Genomic DNA, 24,017 nt, shown 5'->3' with positions numbered 1-24,017 from the left:
CTGGCATGCCAGGCACGGTCGGGCGGGTTCCCGCTCCCCCCTCCACCGTCGCCGGCCCCCCGCCGGCGCCGGATTCCGGGGTCGTCCCCCCTCCGGGCGGCCACCGTTGGGCGGACACCGCGCTCGGTGCCCCGGAACGCTGGGATCCCGCCCTGCGAGCGGTCGTCGACCTGGTGCTCTCCGCCCCGGTCGCGATGGCGCTCGCGTACGGCGACGACCTCACGCTGATCTACAACACGGGGTTCGCCGAACTGCTCGAGCCGGCGCAGGCCGCGTTCGGTCGGCCGGCCGCCGAGGTGTTCCACGAGATGTGGCAGGTGCCCGGGATCGGCGACGTGATCGAGCGGGTCTACCGGACCGGTGAGTCGTTCCTGGAGCGGGAGAGCCCGCTGTCGATCGTCCGCGACGAACCCGGCGTACCGGAGCAGACGGTGCTCACCCGGGGCTACTCGGCGGTCCGGGACTCCTCCGGTCAGGTCGTCGGGGTGCTCATGGTGGCCCCGGAGACCACCCAGGTCACCCAGCGGTTGCAGAACCTCGGCGAACTCGCCTCGGCACTCTCCGGCACCCTCACCCTGGACGACGTCGCCCGGGTCACGCTCCGTAACGCCATCGCGGCGTTCGGGGCGGACCAGGCCGAGTTCGGCGTGGACGACGGCACCGGCTGGCGGGTCGTCCGGCGGATCCGGGGCGAGGTGCTGGACGAGGCCGACGAGCGGCTTCCGCCACTGTGGCGGCAACTTCCCGCCGACTCCCCCTCCCCGGTGCTGCTGACCGCCGACAGCGGTACGGCGATGTTCACCAGCGACGGCCAGCCGCTGCGGCACAGCGCGATCGACCGGCACGACGAGCGGATCCGGGCGCTGGCCGCGCTGCCGCTGCGTACCCCCTCGTTGCGGGGCGGGCTCTCGGTCGGCTACCGGCAACCGCACTTCTGGCCGCCGGCGGAGCGCGCGCTGCTCACCGCCTCGACGGAACTGGTCGCCCAGGCCGCCGAGCGGGCCCGCCGGTTCGAGACCCAGCACGGCACCGCACAACTGCTGCAGCGGAGCATGCTGCCGGAGCACCTGCCGGACCTGCCGCTGTTGCGGATCGCCGCCCGGTACGAGGCCGGGGTCGACGGCAACGCGGCCGGCGGCGACTTCTACGACGCGTTCGGATTGCCGGACGGGCGGCTCGCCGTGGTGCTCGGCGACGTGGCCGGCCACGACGTCCAGGCCGCCGCGCTGATGGGGCAGGTCCGGGCGGCGCTGCGGGCGTTGGCGCTGAGCGACCCCGACCCGACCCCGGTGCTGGCCGGACTGGACCGGCTCGTGGCGAGCCTCGGCGCGGAGGCGCGCAGCGACGAACTCTTCGTCACCGTCGTCTACGGGCTGATCGATCCGGCCGGGCACCGGTTGACCATCGCCAGCGCCGGTCATCCCCCGCCGCTGATCCGGCGGGCCGCGCCCGGGCGGCCGGTCAGCGTCCGGTACCTCGAGGTGCCGCCGGGGGTCCCGCTCGGGCTCCACGGGCGCCGGGCCACGGCGACCGTGGACTTTCCACCCGGGGACACCCTGCTGCTGTTCAGCGACGGGGTGGTGGAACGGCGGCAGCAGAGCCTCACCGAGGGCTTCGCCGCGCTCTCCGCCACGATCGCCGGCTCCGCCACCGGCGACCCGCGTACGCTCTGCGCGCTCGCCACGGCAGCGGTGCTCGGCAACACCGAGGACGACGTCGCGGTACTTGCCGTCGAACACGCCACCACACCGAGCCGGTCGGCGAGCATGGAGGTGCCGGCGGAGCCGACCGCGCCGGGCCGGGTGCGGCACTGGATGACGGGGCTGCTGACCCGGTGGGCGGTGCCCGAGCAGGTGGTCGGCGCGGCGGTCCTCTGCACCAGCGAGTTGACCACGAACGCGTTGCTGCACGCCGGCACGGCCGCCCGGGTGGAGATCGACCTGAGTCCGGAGCGGCTGCTGGTGTCCGTCGCGGACAGCGGCACCCGGGGCGAGGTGACCCGGGCGCGTACCGAGAAGCTCAGCAGCCGAGGTCGCGGACTCGGGCTGATCGAGCAGCTCAGCGACGCCTGGGGGACCGACCCGACGGTACGCGGATCGACCGTCTGGTTCGAGATGCTGATCCCCCGCCCACAGCCCGACCCACCGCACGAGGCCGGTTGACACCGGCGGCTGCGGTCGGCTGCGTCCACCTCCACTGCGGACGCGGCGGGCGGGGCCGCCGCCGGCGCTTAGCGGTCCGGCATCCGGGGAAGGATCTTCCCCGACCGGCCGCCGTGGAGCCGGCGGGAGGTGGTCGGATGGAACTCTCCGCGTTGGCGTACGCGATGCTGGGGCTGGGCGCGCTGCTCGCCGGGATCCTGCCGCGGCTGCTGGAACGTCGACCGCTCTCCATGCCGATCGCCTTCCTCGGGCTCGGCATGGTGGTGTTCCTACTGCCGCTCGGGCTGCCGGACCCGGATCCGTTGACCCACTCCGACATCACCACGCAGTTGACCGAGATCGGCGTGATCGTGGCTCTGATGGGGGCCGGTCTCAAGATCGACCGACCGTTCGGGCGACGTCGCTGGTCGTCGACGTTCCGGCTGCTGGCCGTGGCGATGCCGCTCTGCATCGGTGCGGTGGCGCTGCTCGGCTGGTGGTGGCTGGGGCTGGCGCCGGCGGCGGCGCTGCTGCTGGCCGCCGCGTTGGCCCCGACCGACCCGGTGCTCGCCTCCGACGTGCAGGTCGGTGAGCCGACCGACGTGGAGGACTCGGAGGACGAGGTGCGGTTCGCCCTGACCTCGGAAGCCGGGCTCAACGACGGTCTCGCCTTCCCGTTCGTCTACGCCGCCGTCGCGATCGCCACCGCCGGCCTGGCCCCCGGGCAGTGGCTGGGCCGGTGGTTGACCGTCGACGTGGCGTACCGGACGCTGGTCGGCCTGGCCGGCGGTCTGCTGGTGGGGTGGCTGCTCGGCCGGTTGTTCTTCCGGGTCCGCTCGGAGCGGCTGCGGCTGGCCCGGCACTCGGAGGGCTTCCTCGCGCTGGCGGCCACCTTCCTCTCGTTCGGCCTGGTCGAACTGGTCGGCGGGTACGGGTTCATCGCGGTCTTCGTCACCGCCCGGGCGATCCGGGCCGCCGAGCGGTCGCACGAGTACCACCAGGTGCTGCACCACTTCGCCGAGCAGGTGGAGCGACTGCTCACCGTCCTGTTGCTGCTGCTGTTCGGCGGGGCCGTGGTCACCGGTCTGCTGGCCCCGTTGACCTGGTCCGCGGTGGCGCTGGCGATCGTCCTGATCGTGGTCGTCCGGCCGTTGACCGGCTGGCTGTCGCTGCTCGGTACGCCCGGACGCCCGGCCGAACGCTGGGTCATCGCCACCTTCGGCATCCGGGGCGTCGGCACCCTCTACTACCTGGCGTACGCCGCCAGCCACGCGGATTTCCCCCAACTCGACCTGCTCTGGGCGACCGCCGGTCTGGTGGTGGTCATCTCCGTCGTCGTCCACGGGGTGGCCGCGACACCGGTGATGCAGCGCCTGGACCGGGGTACCTGGCGTACCCGGTCCGGGTCGGCGGCGGAACCGGACGACCGGCCCGACGGTGTGACGGAGCCGGTCTCCGGACGACCGGCTCTCCCGGCACCGCGGCGCCCGGGTGCCGACGACCGGACGGCCCGGTGAACCAGCCCCGGCGGCCCCGAGGTCACCGGTACATGTGCAGCCGGACGGTGGTCGAGGAGTCGTCGGTGTGCACCTGCACCAGATCGCAGAGATAGTTGACCAGCAGCAGGCCACGACCCCGGTCCTGCAGTGGCGACGGCGCTATCCGGCCGGCGAGCCGGTCGGTGAGCACACTCGTGCCGGTGATCTCGCAGATCAGGCCCTCCTCGTCGGTCCAGACCCGGGCCACCGCCGGTCGACCCGAGTGCGTCACGGCGTTGGTGGCGATCTCGTTGGCCGCCACCCGCAGGTCCTCGATCCGGTCGGCGGTCAGGCCCGCCTCCCGGGCCAGCGCGGCCACCATGGCGCGCATCCCGGAGAGTCCCGAGACGTCGAAGAAGAGGGTGGACGCGGACGGTGACGGCGTGGGAAAGGGCACGTTGTAGGCGTCGACAACGTCCTCCGGGCGGCCGTAGCCGGCGCTCGGCTGGCGGTCGCCGTCGCGGATCAGGAACGGGTGGGTGCTGGCCGCGTCGGCGATGACGTCCGCGTCCAGCCGCAGCGCGTCGTACGGGCAGAGGATGCTGACCGGCGCATCGGCGAGGGCGATGTTGATCAGTGCCTCGTGCTGTACGCAGCGGGGGTAGGCGAGCGCCGAACGCTCCGGCCAGACGGGTTCGCCGACGATCCGGACCCGGCGGCCGGCCTGCTCGGTGACGAAGGCGTGCAGCACTCCGGGGATGATCCACGCGGGGTTGCGACCGTCCCGGGCCATGTCCACGTAGCGCAGTTCGGTCGGGGCACCCAGGGCCGCCCGCAGCAGGTCGAGACGGGTCCCGGGGACGGCGACCAGGACCGGCTCACCGCTGGTCAGCCCGGCCTCCACGAACAGCCGGATCCCGGCGACGTAGTCGTCGTCGCCCCGGTAGAAGAGGGCATCGTGCCGGAGTGCACCGGCCTCCCGTCGGGCCTCCGACCTGAACGTCATCGCCCGCCCGCCACCCGTGACGCGTTCACCCGCACCTCCGAGCAGCAGCGTACGCGTCGACGGCAACCGGGGACGACGCCGAGCGCCCAACGGAACACCGTGGTCGACCAGAAGTCGGCACCCCCGTGACCTGCCACAACACCGGACCGTCGAAACCAGGGCTTCACATGGACGCAACATGGCCTTACCGTTGTCGATGTCTATGGGAGCGCTTCCATTGGCAGTACTCAATCTCCCACCGTCCCCGAGGGAGTACCGCATGCAGCTCAGACCCGCGCTCACCGCAGCCGGCGCGATAGCCGTCACGGCACTCGCCGTGACGGCCACCGTCGGTGTCGGCCTGTTGCGCCCCAGCCCGGCCCAGGCCGCCGACTCGGCCTTCTACGTCGACCCGGACACCAGCGCGGCCCGCTGGGTGGCCGCCAACCCGAACGACTCCCGCACCGCGATCATCCGGGACCGCATCGCCAGCGTCCCCCAGGGCCGGTGGTACACCCAGAACAACCCCGGAACCGTACGCGGACAGGTCGACTCCTTCGTCGGCGCGGCCGCCGCGGCCGGCAAGATTCCGATCCTGGTCGTCTACAACATCCCCAACCGGGACTGCAGCGGCGCCAGCAGCGGCGGCCTGCCCAGCCACACCGCCTACCGCCAGTGGGTCGACCAGGTGGCGGCCGGGCTGTCCGGACGACCCGCCACCGTCATCCTCGAACCGGACGTGCTGGCCCTGATGAGCACCTGCATGTCCGAGTCCCAGCAGGCCGAGACCCGCGCCTCGATGGCGTACGCCGGCAAGGCGTTCAAGAGGGCGTCCAGCCAGGCCAGGGTCTACTTCGACGCGGGCAACTCCGCCTGGCACGCACCCTCGGTGATGGCCTCCCGGCTCACCGGCGCCGACATCGCGAACAGCGCGGACGGCATCTCGGTCAACGTCTCCAACTACCGGAGCACGAGCGAGTCGGTCAACTACGCCAAGGCGGTCGTCGCGGCCACCGGCGCCCAGCACCTGAAGATCGTGGTGGACACCAGCCGCAACGGCAACGGCCCCGCCCCCGACTCCGAGTGGTGCGACCCGCCGGGCCGGGCGATCGGCACCGCCAGCACCAGCAACACCGGCGACTCGGCGATCGACGCCTTCCTCTGGATCAAGCTGCCGGGCGAGGCCGACGGCTGCATCGCCACCGCGGGCCAGTTCGTCCCACAGCGCGCGTACGACCTGGCGATCGCGGCTCCCAACCCGCCGACCACGCCACCGACCACGGCACCGCCGACCACCGCGCCTCCCACCACCCCACCGGCGACGACCCCGCCCGCGACGACCCCGCCGGCCACCGGCGCCTGCCGGGTCAGCTACAGCACCAACCAGTGGACCGGCGGCTTCACCGCCGAGATCCGGATCACCAACAACGGGGCGGCGCTCAACGGCTGGACCCTGACCTTCACCGTCGGCTCCGGCGTACGGCTCGCCAACGGTTGGAGCGGCGTGTGGAGCCAGTCCGGCACCCAGATCACCGTCGGTAACGCGGCGTGGAACGGGTCGCTCGCCTCGGGCGGCACCGTCAGCGTCGGATACCAGGGCAGCTACACCGGCACCCTGCCGGCGCCCAGCAACTTCACCCTGAACGGGTCCGCCTGCACCAGCTGATCCGGCGGATCCGCCGGGCCGGGTCGTCGTACTCCCTCCGGCGCGACGACCCGGCCCACCCTCCCAGCGGCGGGCCGGCCCGACCAGGCGGCGCCCGACAGACATCCGGACGATCGGAACGGTGGTGACGAGATGACGGTCGCCGAGGCCCGGCACCGACCGGTCGGCCGGCTGCTGCGTGTCTGGCGGGCGCGACGCCGGCTGAGTCAACTCGAACTCGCCATCGCGGCGGAGATCTCGACCCGGCACCTGAGTTTCGTGGAGACCGGTCGGGCGATGCCGAGCCGGGACATGGTGCTCCGGCTCGCCGACCAGCTCGACGTACCGCTGCGGGAGCGCAACCAGTTGCTGCTGGCCGCGGGGTACGCGCCGGTCTATCCCCGGACGCCGCTGGACTCCCCGACGCTGGAACCGGTCCGCGCGGCGGTCCGCCGGGTGCTGCTCACCCATGAGCCGTACCCCGCGCTGGCGGTCGACCGGAGCTGGCACCTGACCGACGCCAACCGCGGCGCCGCCCTGCTCACCACGGGTGCCGCCGACTCACTGCTCGCCCCGCCGGTCAACGTGCTCCGGTTGACCCTGCACCCGGCCGGCCTCGCCCCGCGAATCCTCAACCTGGGCCAGTGGCGGGCTCAGCTGCTCGGCCGGCTCCGTCGGCAGGTCGATCTCACCGGCGACCACGAGTTGTCCGAACTCCACGACGAGCTGCGCGGTTATCCGTGCGACCAGCCCGAGCCGGAACTGTCGATCCCGGGCCCGGCTGACGTGCTGATGCCGCTACGGATCCGCGACGGCGACCGCCGGCTCTCCTTCTTCAGCACGGTGCTCGCCTTCGAAACCCCGCTCGACGTCACCGTGGCGGAACTCTCCGTCGAGTCGTTCTTCCCGCTCGACGAGGCCACCGCGAGGGCGCTCCGCCCGCCGCACGGCCCGGCGGACGGGACGCTCCTCGCCCGCTGACCAGGGGCCGCCCGGGTTGTTTACCCCGCTGCGGGGACGGGGACTCACGGGACGACAGAGGAGGCGATGTTTCATGTCCAGGAACCCCACAATGTCCTGGCAGTCCGGAATGCCCGGCGTGCCCGGTCTGGCCGGCGGCAACAACCTCCCGGCCGGGCCGTCCGGGGACCAGTCCAGGGCCCCGGGCAGCGACGGTACCGAGCCGGGGCGGACCACCGTCACCGTCGCCTCGTTCCCCGACTACCCGTCGGCGCAGTACACCGTCGACTTTCTCTCCGACAACCAGTTCCCGGTGGAGCGCGCCGCCATCGTCGGTACCGACCTGACGCTGGTCGAGACGGTGCTGGGCCGGATGACCACCGGGCGGGCGGCGCTGGCCGGTGCGGCGACCGGGGCCTGGTTCGGCCTCTTCATCGGCCTGCTCTTCGGGATCTTCACGGTCGGGAACTGGTGGGCGGTGATCCTGGTCGGTCTGGTGATCGGCGCGATCTGGGGTGCCATCTTCGGCGCCATCGCGCACGCGATGACCGGCGGTCGACGGGACTTCACCTCGGCCAGCAGCCTGCGCGCCAACCAGTACGCGGTGACCGTGGACGCGACCCTCGCGGACCAGGCACGCCAGCTCATCAACCGGATGAACTGGCCGGGGCAGCCCGCGGACGCTACCGGTTAGCACCCGTCCACCGATCGGCGCCGTCCCGCCGGCGGCCGCTCTACGGAGCGCGGCACGGCCACCGGACCTTCCCGGGCTCGCCCGGCAGCGTCAACGATTCGTTGACGAAGCGCCGGTGGTCGGCATCCGGTCGGTCGTCAGGTGGCGCCGAGGCCGCTGAGGAAAGTGCTGGCGACCAGGTCGGCGGCTTGCGGGGGATCCATGGCGGGGAACTGGTGGGCGGCCGTGTCGACGAGTCCGTCGAGGACCGCCCGTGCCCAGGCCGCGTCGGTGCCGGCGTGCAGGTAGCCCTCGTCGATGGTGCGGCGGACGAAGGCGTCGAGTCGGGCGCTCTGCTCTTGGCGGCGGATGCCGGCCTCGGGGTCCTTCTGCATCATGCGGCGCGTGTCGACAGGCCATTGACGGCTGACGGTGATGATGCCTTCCAGGTAGCGGTGGAGGGCGACTGGAACAGGGGCCTCGGTGAGGCGTGCCTCGTCCAGGACCTGTTCGGCGGAGTCGAGTTTGGCTTGGAAGACGGCGCTGAGCAGGGCCTCGCGGCTGGCGAAGCGGCGGTGGACGGTGGTGCGGTCTACTCCTGCGGCGGCGGCGATGGCCGCCATCGAGGTGCCCGGGTCCTCGGCCAGCAACTGGGCCCCGGCCTGGAGCACGGCGGTGAGGTTGCGTGCGGCGTCAGCTCTCATGATCTGGAGATTCTACGTCCAGTGGTCACTTTCGGCGCAACATTCAACTTGTGAGTCACAACACCCGTTGAAAACGCAACTTGAGTGTGACAGTACCGGGAAATTTCTCTACTGTGGGGTGGCGATCCCGCGCTGGAGCGCTGGGGGGAACGACGAGATGACGCACGAGAAGAGGGATGTGCTATGTCACGGACTTGGCTGATCACCGGTGGCTCGCAGGGGCTGGGCAAGGCTCTGGTTCTTGCGGCGCTGGGCGCCGGTGACAGGGTCGTGGTGACTTCTCGAAGGCCGGAGACGCTGGCCTCCTTGCGGGCCGAGCATCCTGAGCGGCTGATGGCGGTGGCGCTGGACGTCACCTCGCCGTCCGACGCCCGGGACGTGGTGGCGACGGCGGTGGAGCGGTTCGGTTCGATCGATGTGCTCGTGAACAACGCCGGTTATGCCACCAGCGGCTCGATCGAGGACTTTCCAGAGGACGAGTTCCGCGCGCAGGTCGAGGCGAATCTGTTCGGTGTGGTCAACCTGACCCGGGCGGTACTGCCAGTGATGCGGGGTCGGCGGTCCGGGCACATCGTGCAGATATCCTCCATCGGCGGACGCGTGGGCGGCACGCCCGGCCTCAGTGCCTATCAGACCGCGAAATTCGCCGTCGAAGGGTTCTCCGAGGTGCTGGCGAATGAGGTGGCCCCGTTCGGGGTCAAGGTCACCATCGTCGAGCCCGGCGGCATCCGCACGGGCTGGGCCGCAGGCGCGGCGGAGCCGTCCGGTCCCGTCACCGCCGACTACGAGGAGACGGTCGGCGCGTGGCTCGCGATGTTCGCCCAGTACGCCGGCAACGAGCCGGGTGACCCCGACCGCATGGCCCGCGCGGTCGTCGGCGCGGTGGAGGCGGCGAAGCCCCCGCGCCGGCTGCTCCTCGGTAGCGATGCCCTGGAGATCGCCATCAGCGCCGAGGAGGCGCGTCTCGCCGAGGCCCGAGAATGGGCCGAGGTCAGCCGCTCCACGGACTACCCCACCGCCTGACCGCTTCGTTTCGGTGATGCGCCCGCACGCTCGGGCGTCATCGGGAGCTGCCCGCGCTCCGGTGGTCGGCACAACCACCGGGGCGCGGCTGCCCCACCGCCGAAGGCCGGCTCAGCCAGCCCGGTCGGAGCGCCCACCTGTCCTTTCGACATCACCGCGCGGAGCGGCTTCGCGCAGATCCCCGCACGCGAGGTGGCTCCGCCCGCACCTGCCGGCTTGCCGACGCGTCCCCCACTCCCTCCTTCCCACCATCCTCTCGCCCCTTTGCACAAAGGAACAGTTAAGAAATGACCGTTCGCGACAATCTGTACATCGGTGGTTCCTGGGTTGCCCCCAGCGCCCCGGAGTTGACGCTCGACATCCTTTCCCCCCACGACCAGTCGGTGATCGGCCGCGTGGCGCAGGCCGCGCCGGCGGACGTGGACAAGGCCGTCGCCGCGGCCCGCGCCGCCTTCGACCACGGTCCGTGGCCGCACACCACGCCGGCGGAACGCCAGGAGGTCGTACGCCGTTACGACGCGCTGCGTACCGCCCGCGCCGATGAGATCGCCGAGGCGATCTCCGCGGAGAACGGATCCGCCGGCTGGTTCACCAAGGTCGGCCAGCCCTTCCTGAGCCGCCAGGTCAACGCCTACCTCAAAGCGGCCGAGGAGTTCGGCTGGGAGGAGATCATCGAGCCGTCCGACCCGTCGGTGTCCTTCGACACCATCGTGCGCCGCGAGGCGATCGGCGTGGTCGCCGCCGTCATCCCGTGGAACTCGCCGTTCTCCGCAGCCACCGCCAAGCTGGTCCCGGCCCTGCTGGCCGGAAACACCGTCGTCCTGAAGGTCTCCCCGGAGAACTCGCTGAGCATGGCCCTGCTGGCCGACCTCTGGAACGAGGCAGGCCTGCCCGAGGGCGTGCTCAGCGTCCTTCCGGCCGACCGTCAGACCAGCGAGTACCTCGTCTCGCACGCCGGGGTGGACAAGATCTCCTTCACCGGTTCGACGCGGGCCGGGCGCCGTATCGCCTCCATCGCCGGCGAGCAGCTGAAGCGGGTGGGCCTGGAGCTCGGCGGCAAGTCCGCCGCGCTCATCCTGGACGACGCGGACCTTACGGTCGCGATGCAGGGTCTGCGGTTCGGCTCCCTGGGCAACAACGGCGAGGCGTGCATCCTGCAGACCCGCATCCTGGCCCCCCGCAGCCGTTACGAGGAGGTCGTGGCCGCGGTGAAGGAGATGGTCGAGTCACTGAAGGTCGGCGACCCCTCCGCCCCGGACACCTTCATCGGCCCGATGATCCGCCGCGACCAGCAGCAGCGCGTCATCGACTACATCAACATCGGTATCGAGGACGGCGCACGCCTGGTGACCGGCGGCCCGCACGTCCCCGAAGGCCTGGAGAAGGGCAACTACGTCACGCCCACCGTGTTCGCCGACGTCGACAACAGCATGCGCATCGCGCAGGAGGAGATCTTCGGCCCGGTTCTGGTCGTCATCGCCTACGACGACGATGACGACGCCGTCCGCATCGCCAACGACTCCCAGTACGGCCTGTCCGGCGGTATCTGGACCGCTGATCCCGACCGCGCCCTGGCCACCGCCCGCCGACTGCGCACCGGCACCGTGACCCTGAACGGCTCGCCGATCAGCTTCGACGGCCCCTTCGGCGGCTACAAGGCCAGCGGCCTCGGCCGTGAGTACGGCAAGGTCGGCCTGACCGGTTACGTCGAGCACAAGTCGATCACCCGCACCCGGTAGGTACACCCCAGCGGGACGGACTGCCGGAGAACGAAAGGTCCGTCCCGCACCGCTCCCGCTCGCCTGACGGGCCCGCCCGCGAAACGGCCCACTCGCGGCACCGGCCGGCCGGGGGACTGCGCAGCACACCGGCGGGACCTTCGGTCTCGCCCACGGGATGCCGCCCGCACGAATCCTGCCAGGCCCCTCGAGCCGTGGCCGTCCGAATCACGCTGTGCGACTGCTCCCGGCGCCCTTCGCCATCCTTCCGTTCCTCGGAGAGCCATTCCATGCCCAGCAAGTCGCTCCGCCTCACCTTCGCGGTCCTCGCCAGTGGTGCGGGCGTGTTCTCGATGCTGCAGTCGCTGATCGCGCCGGCGTTGCCGACGATCCAGCACGCACTGCACACCTCTCAGTCCACCACCACGTGGGTGATGACGGCCTATCTGCTGTCCGCCTCGGTGTTCACCCCGATCCTCGGCCGCGTCGGCGATCTGCTCGGCAAGAAGCGCACGCTCGTCGCCGTCCTGGTGGCAGTGCTCGTAGGGTGCCTGCTCGCGGCGCTGGCACCCACCGTCGGCGTCCTGATCGTCGCCCGTGTCGTGCAGGGCATCGGCGGGGCGGTGTTCCCGCTCTCGTTCGGCATCATCCGCGACCAGTTCGCGGCCGGCCAGGTCAGCGGCCGCATCAGCAGCCTCTCCGCAGTCATCGCCGCGGGCGGCGGCGTCGGCATCGTCGCCGCCGGGCCCATCGTCGCCGCGCTCGACTACCGCTGGCTGTTCTGGATCCCCGTCGCCATCGTCGCCGTCACCGCCTTCATAGCCGCGCGCCGCATCCCCGAATCGCCTCACCGTGCGCAGGGACACGTCAACTGGCTCAGTGCGCTGCTGCTGTCCGGCTGGCTGGTGGCACTACTCCTGCCGGTCAGCCGGGGCAGCCGGTGGGGCTGGAACTCCGCCTCCGTGATCTCGCTGTTCGCCGCGGCCGTCGTCCTCTTCGGCCTGTGGCTGCGCACCGAGTCACGCAGTCCGAGCCCGATGATCGATCTGCGCGTTCTGCGCAGGCGGCCGGTGTGGACCACGAACACGGCCGCTCTGCTGTTCGGCGCCGGCCTCTCCTCGGTCTGGGCCTTCCTGCCGGGCTTCGTACAGACGCCGAGTTCGGCCGGATACGGCTTCGGTGCGAGCGTCACCGCATCCGGGCTGCTCATGCTGCCCATGCTGATCGCCATGTTCGTCGCCGGTGTCCTCAGCGGCCGCCTGGGACCACGGCTCGGCGCCAAGCACCTGCTGATCGCCGGTTCGGGCCTCGCCGCACTCGCATGCGCCATCCTCGCCCTGTTGCATGACGAGCAGTGGCAGATCGCCGTCGCAGCGGGAGTCTTCGGCCTCGGCGTCGGCCTGGCTTTCGCGTCCATGGCCAACCTCATCGTCAGCAGCGTGCCTGCCGAGCAGGCCGGCGCCGCGACCGGCATGAACGCCAACCTCCGCTCCATCGGCGGTGCCATCGGAACCGCCATCATGAGCCTGCTCGTCACCAGCCACCTCGCGCATACCGGGCTGCCCTACGTCTCCGGCTACACCCACGGCTTCTCGGTGCTGACCCTGTTCCTCGTCGGCGCCGCACTCGCCGCGGCCCTCGCGCCCGCTCGACACGCCGCCCACCCGCCGGGCCGAGCGACCGACAGCCCTGACCCGCAGCCGGATGCGGTCACCCGGGCCTGATCAACGGAACAACCGAACAACCCACGACAGCAACGGCACACCACGATTGTTCAGCTCGAAGAACGCACCGTCTGGGCACAGCAGAGCATGGCTCTGGCGGGCTAGAGGGTGTCTGAAGCGCCGGTCAGCGGGCATGTGGGCTGGTAGCAGGGTGGTTGCGCACTGCTTACTGGCTGCGGGCCCGCTGCGCATGGAGACTGCTGCCGCACGACCTACCGCCCTGGCAGACCGTGTACCCCGTCCTGTCCCTCCCCTCGGTCCGCACCGAGGCCCAGACCTGGCTCATCTTCACCATGATGCTCGGCTACCGCGTCAGCTACGTAGTGGTCGACGCGGCCGAGGCGGCCCTGCTGCCGGCCGCCCTGGCGAAGGAGACCGCCACCTTCCTCGGCGTCCTCACCTCGGCGCAGGGCGCCAGCTCCATCCTCGGCGGCCTGGTCGTCGGCCGACTGCTGCGGGCCCGGGGCACCCTGGCCACCGGCGTGGTCGGCGCGCTGGTCTTCGCGGCCGGCACCGCCCTGCGGTGCGTACCGTGGTGGCCGGCGACCGTCGCCAGTTCCCTGGTCATCGGGATCGGACTGCCCTGGACCCTGGTCGCCGCCGTCACCGCGGTCCAGACCGGTACGCCCGAGCGGCTGCTCGGCAGGGTGGCCGCGACCGCGAACACCCTGCTGTTCGCACCCGTCGCGATCGCCAACCCGATCGGTGCGGGGCTGATCCTGCTCGACCACCGGGTGCCGCTGGCCCTGGCGGCCGGAATCTGCGTCGCGGCCGGGATGGCCGCGGTCCGGCTCGACCGCCGGCGGTACGACGACGCCGGGACGCTGCGCCCAGGCCACGCAAGCCGCGCTCGAACCGGATCGCGGGACCCCGGTCCGATCAGGCCGCGAGACCGCGGTCCGTCCGTGACCGCGAGGCCGGTGTCAGGCCGAAACCGCGAAGATGCCGGCGACGCCGAGCACGACCATCACCAGGACCGCGACCAGGGCCCCCCGTTCACTCTCCACCGCCGCCGGCTCCGGCAGGTCCCGCTCGGCCTCAGTGATCTCGCCGGACATGCTGTTCCTCCCCTTGCGCTCGTCACCGTTGCGGTATCGGAGTTACCGCTCTGGGCCGCCGGAAACCCCGGAGAGCCGCCTATCTGCCGGGTAGCATGCCCGCGCCGCCGACCGACGGGACACGCCCGCGACTCGGCCCGCGACCCGACCACCGGATCGTCGGGGTTCGACGCGTCTGCACCGTCCTGCAGTGTTCCGCGCCCTACGCGCCGATACCGGCACGTCATCCGAATCGACCTACCGAATGCGGCACCAGCCGAGCGGCCCGGTGGGTCGGCCGTCCCGAACCCCGGTCGACGGCCGTCCGAAAGCCGGGGTCACGGCCACCATGCGCCGGACGGGCGGGGCGGCGGTCCGGCCAACTGCCTGGCGTGTCCCGGCGGCAGCGACTCCGACCAGCGCCGCCGCAACCGGGTCCGCTCCTCCGGGACGAGTCGCCCCGGCAGTCGGAGCCGGGCCAGACCGCCGTCCGGGAAGATGTCCAGCCGGACGTCGGTGGCGGTCGCCGCCCCGTTGACCGGGAACCGGTGCCGGGTGTCCGGCTGCAGCCGGGTCCGGGGCAGGATCTCGAACCAGGCCGACGGGTCCGCCGGATCGGCCCGCCGGGCGTCCAGGCCACGCAGCGACGCGGCGGCCGGGGCGTTGCCCTTGAAGTGGCTGGTGTCCAGTTCGATCAGGCGGATCTGCCCGGCGGCGGCCAGCCGGAGCCGTACCCAGTCGTTGCCGTCGTCGCGGCGGCGGGCGGTCTCCCAGCCCTCACCCATGTTCTGGGCCAGGCCGGGGGCGATCAGCTGCTGCGGCGCGCCGTAGAACCGGTCGCTGCAGTCGACCACCAGTCCGCCGTGCTCCAGCGCCGCGAGGTCGAGCAGGCCGTCGGGGAACAGCGCCGGATCAGGTACGACCACGCCGTGTACCCGGAGCCGGGCCACCCCACCGTCGGGGTAGATCCGCAGCCGTACGTGGGTGCAGCGGTGCGGCACGCTCACCGGGAAGACGTTGCGGGCGTCCCCGCGCAGCGGTGACCGGGCCACCAGCGGCAGCCAATCCGCCCCGGCGAGTTCGTCCGGACTCGGATAGCCGGCCATCCCGCAACCCTCGACGGAGGCATACGGCGGAAAGTTGCCGGTGAAGAAGGAGGTGTCGACCACCACCGTCCGGACGACCCCGGGGGCGCCGAGCCGGACGATCGCGTGGTCGTGCCCGGGTTCCCGGCGGCGTCGGGTCTCCCAGCCGTCGTACACCTGTCCCTTGGCCCCGAAGGTGCCGGCGGCGAAGGTCGGCGGCTCCGGGTCGACCAGGTTGTCCCGGGCGGCGAAGAACTCGTCGTTGGCCGCCACCACCCCGCCACCGAGCAGCCGGGAGGCCAGGTCGGGCAGGTCATCGGCCTCCGTCAGCCCGCCGCCCGCCCCGGCCGACGGGCCGCCGAACCGCTCCGCGGTCACCTCGGCACCCCGGCCGCGAGCAGCCGGCCACGCGGCGGATCCGTCGGGCCGACCGGTCGTCCGCCCAGCCAGGTCGCCCGGACCACCCCGGTCAACCGGCGACCGGCGTACGGGGTGACCGGGTGCCGGTGGAACAACCGCGCCGGGTCGACGGTGAAAACGTCGTCGGGATCCAGCGCGACCAGGTCGGCGTCGGCGCCGACCTCGATGCGCCCCTTGCCGGGCAGGCCGGCGATCTCGGCCGGTCGGCGGGCCATCCAGCGCACCAGGTCAGCCAGCCCGTGCCCGCGTCGGCGGGCCTCGGTCCAGACCAGCGGCAGGCCGAGTTGCAGGGACGCGACGCCGCCCCAGGCGGCCGCGAAGTCCCCGCCGCCGAACTGTTTCAGCGCCGGCGGACACGGCGAGTGGTCGGAGACCACGCAGTCGACCGTCCCGTCCGCCAACGCCGCCCAGAGCGCGTCCCGGTTCGCCGCGTCCCGGATCGGCGGGCAGCACTTGAACTCGGTGGCGCCATCAGGTATTTCGGCGGCGTCGAGGACCAGGTAGTGCGGGCAGGTCTCGGCGGTGACCCGTACCCCGTCCCGGCGGGCGGCGCGCAGCGGGGCCAGCGCGTCCGCGGCGGACAGGTGCAGGATGTGCACCCGGCCGCCGGTACGACGGGCGACCGCCAGCACCGCCTCCACCGCCCGCCGCTCCGCCGACGGCGGCCGGGAGTCGAGGAAGTCCCGGTAGCGGGCGGACGCCGGGGCCGGCCGCAGCTCGGCCGGATCCTCGGCGTGCACCAGGAAGAGCGCGTCCACGGCGGCCAGCGCCCGGCCCAGCCCGGCCGGGTCCAGCGGCGGGAACTCCGGCACCCCCGAGTCGACCAGGAACGCCTTGAAGCCGAAGACCCCCGCGGCGGCGAGGGCCGGCAGGTCGGCGAGATGGTCGGGCACCGCCCCGCCCCAGAAGCCGACGTCGACATGGCAGCGGTCCCGGGCCGCCGCCCGCTTGTCACGCAGCGCCGGCACGGTGACCGTCGGCGGGACCGAGTTCAGCGGCATGTCGACGATGGTGGTGATGCCGCCGGCCAGCGCGGCCCGGGTCGCCGTCCGGTACCCCTCCCACTCGGTCCGGCCCGGCTCGTTCACGTGCACGTGCGTGTCGACCAGGCCGGGCAGCAGCGCCAGGGTGCCCAGGTCCGCACCGGGCAGGTCGTGGTATCCGGCGATCGCGGCGATCCGACCGTCACGGATCCGGACCGCCGCCGGGCGTTCACCGTCGGGCAGCAACACCCGGCGGGACCGCAGCACCAGTTCGTCGTCCACCCGGTCCGCTCCCCTCACGTCGTCGGCAGGGTTGGCGCCGTCCACGCGCCAGCACCCTCACAGCGCCAGCAGGTCGACACGGTCGAACCCGATCTCGGTCGGGGCCAGCGCGCCACAGTCCAGCCCTCGCAGCAGGAACGCGGCGAGCGCGCGGGCGGTCGCCGGCTCGTCCAGCACCCCGGTGGACCGCCGCCCGAGGTACGCCCGCAACCGCCGCACCGCCGCCGCCCGACCGTCCCGGAAGAACCCGTACGTGGCGGCGTACCGGGTCGGCAGTTGGGCCGGATGCAGGTCCCAGCCCTGGTAGAAGCCACTCTCCAGGGAACGGCGGACCAGGCCGGCGTGCAGTGCCCAGCCGGCGTGCACGGCGCTGCTGTCGCCGACCGGCAGCACATTTGTCGAGCCGTCGCACAGGCGTACCCCGGTCTCGGCGGCGGCGACCTGCATCACGGCCTTGGCGAAGTCGGCGACCGGGTGCGCCAGACTCTGCTGGGCGGCCGCCACCCCGCACGCGGTGCTGTAGTCGTAGGTGCCGTAGTGCAGCCCGACGCACCGACCGTCGGCGGCGTCGATCAGCCGGGCCGGGGTGGCCAGGCCGTCCGGGCCCAGCACCGCGGCCGGGACCTCGATCTGGATCTCGAACCGCAGCCACCCGGTCGGCAGGCCGTACGCGGTCTCCAGCCGGCCGCAGAGCAGCGCCATCGCCGCCGCCTGTGCCGGCACGGAGACCTTCGGCAGGGTGAGCAGGAAATTCCCGGGCGGCGAGCCGCCGGCGTCGAGCAGCGTGTCGAGCAGGAGGTCGAGGGTACGCACCGCCCGGTGCCGTCCCGCCCCGGTCAGGCTCTTGACCCGTACCCCGGCGAACGGAACCGGGGCGGTGGCGAGCAGCCGACCGGCGGCCCGGGCCGCGGCGTCCTCGGTCGGGTCGTCCCGGGTCCCGTAGCCGTCCTCGAAGTCGATCCGCAGGTCCTCGATCGGCTCCCGGCGCAACTTGTCGACGACCCGCTCGTGCAGCTCCGCCGGGTACGGCAGCGGTGGATGACGGTCCAGCGCGGTCAACGCGGCGGCGCCCCACTCGGCCACCAGGTCGGGGCCGCACCGGTCGGCGGGTACGTAGACGGTGTGCACCGGCTGGCGGTCCCGCCGCTCACCCGGATACCGGCGCCGCAGTTCGGCGTCGACCGGACCGAGCCGGTGGTCCAGTTCGGCGTAGACGTCCCTGGTGAGCCGGCCCATCAACAGGTCCCGGTGAGGTGTTCGGGACGGACCGGCACCTGGGTCAGCGGCAGTCCGGTGGCGTCCCGGATCGCCGCGACGATCGCCGGGGTGGCGGAGATGGTCGGCGGCTCGCCCACCCCACGCAGCCCGTACGGCGCGTGCGGGTCGGCGAGTTCCAGCACGTCGACCACCATCGGCGGGACGTCGAGAATGGTCGGGATCAGATAGTCGGTGAAGGATCCGTTGCGGATCACCCCGTCGACCACCCGCAGTTCCTCCATCAGCGCCAGGCCGAGGCCCTGGGTGGTACCGCCGTGGATCTGGCCGCGCACCGCCCGGGGGTTGACCGCCCGGCCGACGTCCTGCGCGGTGGCGATCTCCACCACCCGGACCAGTCCGAGTTCGAGGTCCACGTCGACGGTGGCCCGGTGCGCGGCGAAGGCGTACTGCACGTGCGCGTCGCCCTGCCCGGTCACCGGGTCGAGTGGACGGGTCGGCCGGTGCCGCCAGGTCACCGTCTCCTCGACCGGACCGGCGTCGAGCAGGTCGACCAGGCTGGCCAGCACCTGGCCGGCGTGGTCACGCAACTGCCCGCCGACCAGGTCGGTCCGCTCCGGGACCGGCCCGGGCAGCCGGGCCAGCAGCCGGGCCCGGACCGCCCGACACGCCTCCCGGACGGCGCCGCCGGTCATGTACGTCTGCCGCGACGCCGACGACGAACCCGCGCTGCCGACCGTGGTGTCCGCGGTCGCCACCACCACCCGCTCCACCCCCAGTTCGGTCCGGGCGATCTGCGCCTGCACGGTGACGAGTCCCTGCCCGACCTCGGCGGCGGCGGTGTGCACCAGCACGGTCGGCTCGCCGCCGAGCAGCTCCAGCCGGACCCGGGCGGCGGCGGAGTCGTCGAAGCCCTCGGAGAAGCAGACGTTCTTGATCCCGACCGCGTAGCCGACACCGCGCCGGACCTGGTCGACGGTGGTGGTGCCGCCGGTCCCGCCCGGCAGTTCCCGGGGGTCCGGGCCGGCCGGCGGCGGGGGTGGCCGGTCCCGGACCAGTCCCAGCAGCCGGGCCACCGGGGCCGGCCCGTCCACCCGCTGCCCGGTCGGCAGCACCGAACCCTCGGTCATCGCGTTGCGGACCCGCAGCTCGACCGGGTCCAGTCCGAGCGCCTCGGCGAGCCTGTCCAGTTGCGACTCGTAGCCGAAGCACGCCTGCACCGCGCCGAAGCCGCGCATCGCCCCGCACGGCGGATTGTTGGTGTGCACCCCGTACGCGTCCACCGTCACGTTCGGCACCTGGTACGGCCCGACGCCGAGACTGGCCGCGTTCGCCACCACCGCCGGGGTGGTCGAGGTGTACGCCCCGCCGTCGAGCAGGATCCGGGCCCGGACGTAGACGAGCCGGCCGTCCCGGGTCGCCCCGTGCTCGTACCGCAGCGTCGCCGGGTGCCGGTGCACGTGGCCGACGAACGACTCCTCCCGGCCGTAGACCATCCGCACCGGCCGGCCGGTCCGCAGCGCCAGCAGACTCGCGTGCACCTGCATCGACAGGTCCTCGCGGGCGCCGAACGCGCCGCCGACCCCGGCCAGGGTCAGCCGTACCAGGTCGACCGGCAGGCCGAGCGCGGCGGCGACCTGCCGCTGGTCGGCGTGCAGCCACTGGGTGGCGACGTACAGCTCGACCCCGCCGTCCGGGGCCGGTACGGCGAGCCCGGACTCCGGACCGAGGAACGCCTGGTCCTGCATACCGACCTGGTACTCCCCGGTGACCACCACCTCGGCGGTCGCGTCCGGGTCACCGCGCCGGATCGGCACGTGCCGGACCAGTCGGCCGGCGGCCAGTGCCGCCTCCGGGTCGGTGACCGGTGGTCGCACCGCGTAGTCGACCCGGATCAGCGTCGCGGCCCGGCGGGCGGTCTCCGGGTGGTCGGCGGCCAGCACCGCCACCGGTTCACCCTGGTAGCGGACCTCGTCGATCGCGAGCACGGGCTGGTCGGCGACCTCCAGCCCGTAGTACCGGTCGCCGGGTACGTCGGCCGCGGTCAGCACCGCGTACACCCCGGGTACGGCCAGCGCGGCCGTGCCGTCGATGCCGTCGATCCGGGCCGCCGGGTACGGGCTGCGCAGCGTGACGCCGCACAGCATGTGCTCGGCCCAGAGATCGGAGGAGAAGGCAAACTCGCCCCGGACCTTCAGCGTCCCGTCGGGGCGTACCGGACTGCTCCCGATCCCACCCCCGGTCGCCCCGACCGTGGGCACCACCACCGGCGGTCCGGTCATCGGCGCGCTCCCCGGGTCAGGGTCCGGTGTGCCCGTCGGGTACGGCGGACCAGCTCGTGTTCGTCCACTGTGCGCAGTTCACCGCCGACCACCACCGGCTCGCCGCCGACCAGCAGCAGTTCGAGCGGGGCGGGCGGACCGAGGACCAGCGCGGCGACCGGGTCGCTGATCCCGGCGTGGCCGAGCCCGTCCAGCCGCCACAGCGCCACGTCGGCCAACTTGCCGACCTCCAGCGACCCGAGCTGGTCGGCCCGGCCGAGGCACCGGGCGCCGCCGATGGTGCCCAGCGCCAGCGCCTCCCGGACGGTGAGCGCGCCCGGACCGCCACGCAGCCGGGCCGTGTAGAGCGCCTGCCGCAACTCCGGACCGAGCTGGTTCGCCTCCTGCGAGGCCGGGCCGTCGACCCCGAGCCCGACCGGTACGCCCCGGTCCAGCAGCTCCCGGACCCGGGCGGTGCCGGCACCGAGCCGGGCGTTCGAACTGGGACAGTGCGCGACGGCGGTGCCGGTGCTGGCGAGTCGGTCCAGCGCGCTGTCGTCGAGATGTACGGCGTGCGCGAGCCAGACGTCCGGGCCGAGCCAGCCGAGCTGTTCGGCGTACTCGACCGGGGTGCAGCCGTGCGTGCGCCGGCAGTACTCCTCCTCGTCCACGGTCTCGGCGAGATGGGTGTGCAGCCGTACTCCCCGACGCCGGGCCAGCGCGGCGGCCTCGACCATCAGCTTCCCGCTGACACTGAACGGGGAGCAGGGCGCCACCGCGACCCGGACCATCGCGTCGTCGGCCGGATCGTGGAACCGGTCGATCGCCTCCTCGGTGGCGACCAACGCGGCCTCGGTCTCCTCCACGATTCCGTCCGGGGGCAGCCCGCCCTGGGACGCGCCGAGGTCCATCGAGCCCCGGCAGGGATGGAACCGCAGGCCCACCTCGGCCGCCGCCGCGACCTGTGCGGCCATCAGGTCGCCGGCATTGCGGGGATGGATGTAGTGGTGGTCGGTGCTGGTGGTGCAGCCGTGCAGGGCGAGCCAGCCGAGTCCGGCGGCCGTGGTCGCCGCGACGGCGTCGGCGTCGAGTCGGGCCCAGACCGGATAGAGGGTCCGCAGCCAGTCGAACAGCCCGTCGTCCTGGGCCAGCCCCCGGGTCGCCCACTGGTAGAGGTGGTGGTGGGTGTTGACCAGGCCCGGGGTGACGAGGCAACCGGTGCCGTCGACGCGGCGTACCGCGCGGTGCCGGCGGCCGGCATGGCCGGGGCCGACCGCGACGATCCGGCCCGCGTCGACCACCAGGTGTCCGTCCGCGTATTCGGTGCCGGCCGCGTCGACCGTGGCCACCGCGCAGTTCTCGATGACGATCACGGTCCCTCCCGCCGTCCCTGGTCCGGCCGCCCGTCGTCCCCACCGTCCCGCAGCCGGCCCTCCGGACCGTCGTCCCCACCGTCCCGCAGCGCGGCGAGCCGGACCGCGGCCAGGATCGCCTCGTATCCGGTGCACCGGCAGAGGTTGCCCGCCAGCGCCTCCCGGATCTCCGGGTCGGTCGGATCCGGGTGCCGTTCCAGCAGGTCGTGCACCGCCACCACCAGGCCCGGCGTACAGAAACCGCACTGCACCGCACCGGCGGCGACAAACGCCCGCTGCACCGGGTGCAACCCGTCCGCCCCGACCGGCAGCCCTTCGACGGTCACCACCTCGCGGCCCTGCGCCTGGCCGGCCGGGACCAGGCAGGCGCAGACCGGCCGCCCGTCCAGATAGACCGTGCAGGAGCCACACTCACCCTGCTCACAGGCGTTCTTCGCGCCGGGCAGGCCGAGCCGTTCGCGGAGCACGTACAGCAGGCTCTCCCCGGCCCACACGTCGTCGGCCCGCCGCGGTTCACCGTTGACGACGCAGCTGATCCTCATTCCGCACCACCGTTGCGGTACGCCGTCCAGGCCCGGTCCACCATCCGGCGGGCCAGTACGCCGAGCGCGTGCCGGCGGTAGGCCGCGGTGCCGCGTACGTCGTCGATCGGGCTGGCCGCGGCGGCGACCAGTTCGCCGAACCGCCGGGTCAGCGACTCGGGCAGCGGTGCCCGGGTCGCCCAGGGGAGTTCGGCGGCGAGCAGTTCCTCGGCGGCCGGTGCCCGGACCGGGGTCGGGGCGGCCGAGCCGATCCCGGTGCCGACCCGCCGGGTCCCCGGGCGCAGGGCCAGGGCGAACGCGCAGACAGCGATCACCATCGCGTTCCGGGTGCCGACCTTGGCGAACCGTTCGGGTCCGGCGGCCGGCGGCACCAGCACCGCCGCGATCAGCTCGTCCGGGGCGAGCACGCTGCGTTTCGGCCCGGTGCAGAACTCGGCCACCGGCACCCGGCGGACCCCCCGGACCGAGCCGAGTTCGACCACCGCGTCGGCGGCGAGCAGCGGTGGGAACGTGTCCCCGGCCGGCGACGCCGAGCCGAGGTTGCCGCCGACCGTGCCCCGGTTGCGGATCTGCGCCGAACCGACGGTCCGGGCCGCCATCGCCAACCCGGGCGCCCGCCCGGCCAACTCGGTGACGATCCGCCGGTACGGCACGGCCGCGCCGATCCGCAGCAGGTCGCCGTCGGTGCCCCAGTCGGCCAGTCCGCCGACCCGGCCCAGGTCGAGCAGGGCGGTCGGTCGGCGGCGGGCGAGGTTCAGCTCCACCATCACGTCGGTGCCGCCGGTCACCGGCACCGCCTCCGGGCGGTCGGCCCGCACAGCGAGCGCCTCCGCCCAGTCCGTCGGTTGCAGGAAGTCCATCAGTCCGCGCTCCTCCGCGCCGGCCCGGCCACCCCCGGGCGGTCGGCCCCCGCCTCGGTGCTCCGGGTCACCGTCGCCTCGATCAGCCCGTACGGCCGGTCGGTGGCGACAAAAACCTCGCCCGGGTTGTCCAGCCCGAACGGCGTCAGGTCGACCAGCAGGTGGTGGCGGTTCGGCAGGGTCAGCCGCACCTCGGCGACCTCGGGACGGGTGTCGAGCACCCGGTGCCCCATCGCGTACAGGGTCTGCTGCAACGACCGGCTGTACGTCTCGACAAACGCTCCGACCAGTGCCGCCCGGACAGCTTCGTAGGACCCGGCCCAGTCCCGCCCCGCCCAGTCCCGCCCACCGCCCGGGTCGTCGTGCCGCCAGGTCGCCTCGACCTCGGTGGCCAGGATCCGGTCGTCGGTCTCCGGCAGGGTCGTGTACGGATCCCGGACGTAACCGGAGAACTCCGAACCGGCGCTGTTCAGCAGCACCAGCCCGGTCAGCCCCGACTCGACCACGGTCTCCTCCCCGGTCACCGTCACCGTCGCGGTACGGGTCTGGGCACCGTCCCGGGCGAAGGAGTGCGGGCCGAGGCGTCGCCAGCCGTGTTCGGCCAGGGTCACCCGGGCCCGGGTGATCGCCGGTTGGCTGTCGACGAAGTGCCGGGCGAGCCGCAGCCCGAAGTCCTCGACCTGGTCGACGCCGTGGCGGCGGGCGAAGGCGTACACGGTGTTCTTCTGCGAGTCGGTGGGCAGCAGCCGACTGTTGTCGCCGGTCAGGTGGGTGTCCGCGAGGTCGCCGGCGAGGGTCACCCCGACCGTCAGGTCCCGCAGGTCGTGCCGGGGGCCGGCCCGGTCCACCCGGACCAGCCGCACCTCGGCCTTGCCGTACTGGTTGGCGCCGAGCACGATCCGCACCGT

The 24,017-nt window shown here is 73.0% G+C and carries 19 protein-coding genes and 1 pseudogene; 9 read left to right on the top strand and 11 right to left on the bottom strand.

Going from position 1 to position 24,017, the window contains the following annotated elements; all coding sequences use genetic code 11:
* Nucleotides 1-5 precede the first annotated feature (5 nt).
* Nucleotides 6-2,162 (top strand): SpoIIE family protein phosphatase, encoded by a 2,157-nt coding sequence (locus tag ABGB21_RS06045; RefSeq protein ID WP_347657409.1) that lies wholly within the window; start codon nucleotides 6-8, stop codon nucleotides 2,160-2,162.
* A gap of 137 nt (nucleotides 2,163-2,299) precedes the next feature.
* Nucleotides 2,300-3,658: a cation:proton antiporter gene (locus ABGB21_RS06040; RefSeq protein WP_347657408.1), complete on the top strand. Its 1,359-nt coding sequence runs from the start codon at nucleotides 2,300-2,302 to the stop codon at nucleotides 3,656-3,658.
* Nucleotides 3,659-3,680: 22 nt separating this feature from the next.
* Here the strand turns inward: ABGB21_RS06040 and ABGB21_RS06035 are convergent, their stop codons facing one another.
* Nucleotides 3,681-4,625 carry a sensor histidine kinase gene (locus tag ABGB21_RS06035; RefSeq protein WP_347676691.1) on the bottom strand — a complete coding sequence of 315 codons (945 nt, stop codon included), beginning with the start codon at nucleotides 4,623-4,625 and terminating at the stop codon, nucleotides 3,681-3,683.
* Nucleotides 4,626-4,884: 259 nt separating this feature from the next.
* Here ABGB21_RS06035 and ABGB21_RS06030 point away from each other — a divergent pair, with 259 nt between their 5' ends.
* The 3 genes from ABGB21_RS06030 to ABGB21_RS06020 all read left to right on the top strand — a co-directional run bounded on the left by ABGB21_RS06030 (nucleotide 4,885) and on the right by ABGB21_RS06020 (nucleotide 7,903).
* Nucleotides 4,885-6,270 carry a glycoside hydrolase family 6 protein gene (locus ABGB21_RS06030; RefSeq protein WP_347676689.1) on the top strand — a complete coding sequence of 462 codons (1,386 nt, stop codon included), beginning with the start codon at nucleotides 4,885-4,887 and terminating at the stop codon, nucleotides 6,268-6,270.
* A gap of 132 nt (nucleotides 6,271-6,402) precedes the next feature.
* Nucleotides 6,403-7,230, top strand: a complete 828-nt coding sequence (locus ABGB21_RS06025) for a helix-turn-helix transcriptional regulator (RefSeq protein ID WP_347676687.1) — start codon at nucleotides 6,403-6,405, stop codon at nucleotides 7,228-7,230.
* Nucleotides 7,231-7,303: 73 nt separating this feature from the next.
* The gene (locus ABGB21_RS06020; protein WP_347676685.1) at nucleotides 7,304-7,903 is read left to right on the top strand and encodes a general stress protein; all 600 of its coding nucleotides are present in this window, start codon (nucleotides 7,304-7,306) and stop codon (nucleotides 7,901-7,903) included.
* 137 nt (nucleotides 7,904-8,040) lie between these two features.
* Here ABGB21_RS06020 and ABGB21_RS06015 read toward each other — a convergent pair whose 3' ends face one another.
* Entirely contained in the window at nucleotides 8,041-8,586 is a 546-nt protein-coding gene (locus ABGB21_RS06015; protein WP_347657404.1) for a TetR family transcriptional regulator, read from the bottom strand.
* 183 nt (nucleotides 8,587-8,769) lie between these two features.
* Between ABGB21_RS06015 and ABGB21_RS06010 the strand changes: the two genes are divergently transcribed.
* The 4 genes and pseudogenes from ABGB21_RS06010 to ABGB21_RS05995 form a co-directional block, all read left to right on the top strand.
* Entirely contained in the window at nucleotides 8,770-9,609 is an 840-nt protein-coding gene (locus tag ABGB21_RS06010; RefSeq protein WP_347657403.1) for an oxidoreductase, read from the top strand.
* A gap of 287 nt (nucleotides 9,610-9,896) precedes the next feature.
* Nucleotides 9,897-11,348, top strand: coding sequence for an aldehyde dehydrogenase (locus ABGB21_RS06005; RefSeq protein WP_347676683.1), 1,452 nt, complete (start codon nucleotides 9,897-9,899; stop codon nucleotides 11,346-11,348).
* 269 nt (nucleotides 11,349-11,617) lie between these two features.
* Nucleotides 11,618-13,051 carry an MFS transporter gene (locus tag ABGB21_RS06000; RefSeq protein WP_347657401.1) on the top strand — a complete coding sequence of 478 codons (1,434 nt, stop codon included), beginning with the start codon at nucleotides 11,618-11,620 and terminating at the stop codon, nucleotides 13,049-13,051.
* Nucleotides 13,052-13,344: 293 nt separating this feature from the next.
* A pseudogene (locus ABGB21_RS05995) lies at nucleotides 13,345-13,833 on the top strand (MFS transporter); the annotation flags it as partial.
* Nucleotides 13,834-13,974: 141 nt separating this feature from the next.
* On the opposite strand, the gene ABGB21_RS05990 reads toward ABGB21_RS05995, so the two are convergent.
* The 9 genes from ABGB21_RS05990 to pucL all read right to left on the bottom strand — a co-directional run bounded on the left by ABGB21_RS05990 (nucleotide 13,975) and on the right by pucL (nucleotide 24,014).
* Complete coding sequence (locus tag ABGB21_RS05990; RefSeq protein ID WP_347676681.1) at nucleotides 13,975-14,109, bottom strand: hypothetical protein; 135 nt, start codon at nucleotides 14,107-14,109, stop codon at nucleotides 13,975-13,977.
* Nucleotides 14,110-14,426: 317 nt separating this feature from the next.
* Complete coding sequence (gene alc / locus ABGB21_RS05985) at nucleotides 14,427-15,551, bottom strand: allantoicase (RefSeq protein WP_347676679.1); 1,125 nt, start codon at nucleotides 15,549-15,551, stop codon at nucleotides 14,427-14,429.
* Complete coding sequence (gene allB, locus ABGB21_RS05980; protein ID WP_347676677.1) at nucleotides 15,548-16,858, bottom strand: allantoinase AllB; 1,311 nt, start codon at nucleotides 16,856-16,858, stop codon at nucleotides 15,548-15,550. Before allB ends, alc begins: the two co-directional genes overlap by 4 nt.
* Nucleotides 16,859-16,915: 57 nt before the next feature.
* Nucleotides 16,916-18,094, bottom strand: a complete 1,179-nt coding sequence (locus ABGB21_RS05975; RefSeq protein ID WP_347657396.1) for a hypothetical protein — start codon at nucleotides 18,092-18,094, stop codon at nucleotides 16,916-16,918.
* Nucleotides 18,094-20,355 (bottom strand): xanthine dehydrogenase subunit D, encoded by a 2,262-nt coding sequence (gene pucD / locus ABGB21_RS05970; RefSeq protein WP_347676675.1) that lies wholly within the window; start codon nucleotides 20,353-20,355, stop codon nucleotides 18,094-18,096. Before pucD ends, ABGB21_RS05975 begins: the two co-directional genes overlap by 1 nt.
* Nucleotides 20,352-21,707, bottom strand: a complete 1,356-nt coding sequence (locus tag ABGB21_RS05965; protein ID WP_347676673.1) for an 8-oxoguanine deaminase — start codon at nucleotides 21,705-21,707, stop codon at nucleotides 20,352-20,354. The genes pucD and ABGB21_RS05965 overlap by 4 nt, the downstream gene beginning before the upstream one ends.
* Nucleotides 21,704-22,249 carry a (2Fe-2S)-binding protein gene (locus ABGB21_RS05960; RefSeq protein WP_347657393.1) on the bottom strand — a complete coding sequence of 182 codons (546 nt, stop codon included), beginning with the start codon at nucleotides 22,247-22,249 and terminating at the stop codon, nucleotides 21,704-21,706. The genes ABGB21_RS05965 and ABGB21_RS05960 overlap by 4 nt, the downstream gene beginning before the upstream one ends.
* Nucleotides 22,246-23,109 carry an FAD binding domain-containing protein gene (locus ABGB21_RS05955; RefSeq protein ID WP_347676671.1) on the bottom strand — a complete coding sequence of 288 codons (864 nt, stop codon included), beginning with the start codon at nucleotides 23,107-23,109 and terminating at the stop codon, nucleotides 22,246-22,248. The genes ABGB21_RS05960 and ABGB21_RS05955 overlap by 4 nt, the downstream gene beginning before the upstream one ends.
* A complete protein-coding gene (gene pucL / locus ABGB21_RS05950; RefSeq protein WP_347657391.1) occupies nucleotides 23,109-24,014 on the bottom strand; it encodes a factor-independent urate hydroxylase in 906 nt (301 codons plus the stop codon). The genes ABGB21_RS05955 and pucL overlap by 1 nt, the downstream gene beginning before the upstream one ends.
* Nucleotides 24,015-24,017 lie beyond the last annotated feature (3 nt).

This window comes from Plantactinospora sp. B24E8 (assembly GCF_039871735.1).
Taxonomy (GTDB): Bacteria; Actinomycetota; Actinomycetes; order Mycobacteriales; family Micromonosporaceae; genus Plantactinospora.
The sequence above is the reverse complement of the archived record's forward strand: the minus strand, read 5'-3'. Positions and strand labels throughout refer to the sequence as shown.

Bases quoted from the DNA above. Each gene is read 5' to 3' on its own strand.
- ABGB21_RS06045 (WP_347657409.1), top strand. From the start codon at position 6: ATGCCAGGCACGGTCGGGCGGGTTCCCGCTCCCCCCTCCACCGTCGCC.
- ABGB21_RS06040 (WP_347657408.1), top strand. From the start codon at position 2,300: ATGGAACTCTCCGCGTTGGCGTACGCGATGCTGGGGCTGGGCGCGCTG.
- ABGB21_RS06035 (WP_347676691.1), bottom strand. From the start codon at position 4,625: ATGACGTTCAGGTCGGAGGCCCGACGGGAGGCCGGTGCACTCCGGCAC.
- ABGB21_RS06030 (WP_347676689.1), top strand. From the start codon at position 4,885: ATGCAGCTCAGACCCGCGCTCACCGCAGCCGGCGCGATAGCCGTCACG.
- ABGB21_RS06025 (WP_347676687.1), top strand. From the start codon at position 6,403: ATGACGGTCGCCGAGGCCCGGCACCGACCGGTCGGCCGGCTGCTGCGT.
- ABGB21_RS06020 (WP_347676685.1), top strand. From the start codon at position 7,304: ATGTCCAGGAACCCCACAATGTCCTGGCAGTCCGGAATGCCCGGCGTG.
- ABGB21_RS06015 (WP_347657404.1), bottom strand. From the start codon at position 8,586: ATGAGAGCTGACGCCGCACGCAACCTCACCGCCGTGCTCCAGGCCGGG.
- ABGB21_RS06010 (WP_347657403.1), top strand. From the start codon at position 8,770: ATGTCACGGACTTGGCTGATCACCGGTGGCTCGCAGGGGCTGGGCAAG.
- ABGB21_RS06005 (WP_347676683.1), top strand. From the start codon at position 9,897: ATGACCGTTCGCGACAATCTGTACATCGGTGGTTCCTGGGTTGCCCCC.
- ABGB21_RS06000 (WP_347657401.1), top strand. From the start codon at position 11,618: ATGCCCAGCAAGTCGCTCCGCCTCACCTTCGCGGTCCTCGCCAGTGGT.
- ABGB21_RS05990 (WP_347676681.1), bottom strand. From the start codon at position 14,109: ATGTCCGGCGAGATCACTGAGGCCGAGCGGGACCTGCCGGAGCCGGCG.
- ABGB21_RS05975 (WP_347657396.1), bottom strand. From the start codon at position 18,094: ATGGGCCGGCTCACCAGGGACGTCTACGCCGAACTGGACCACCGGCTC.
- pucD (WP_347676675.1), bottom strand. From the start codon at position 20,355: ATGACCGGACCGCCGGTGGTGGTGCCCACGGTCGGGGCGACCGGGGGT.
- ABGB21_RS05960 (WP_347657393.1), bottom strand. From the start codon at position 22,249: ATGAGGATCAGCTGCGTCGTCAACGGTGAACCGCGGCGGGCCGACGAC.
- ABGB21_RS05955 (WP_347676671.1), bottom strand. From the start codon at position 23,109: ATGGACTTCCTGCAACCGACGGACTGGGCGGAGGCGCTCGCTGTGCGG.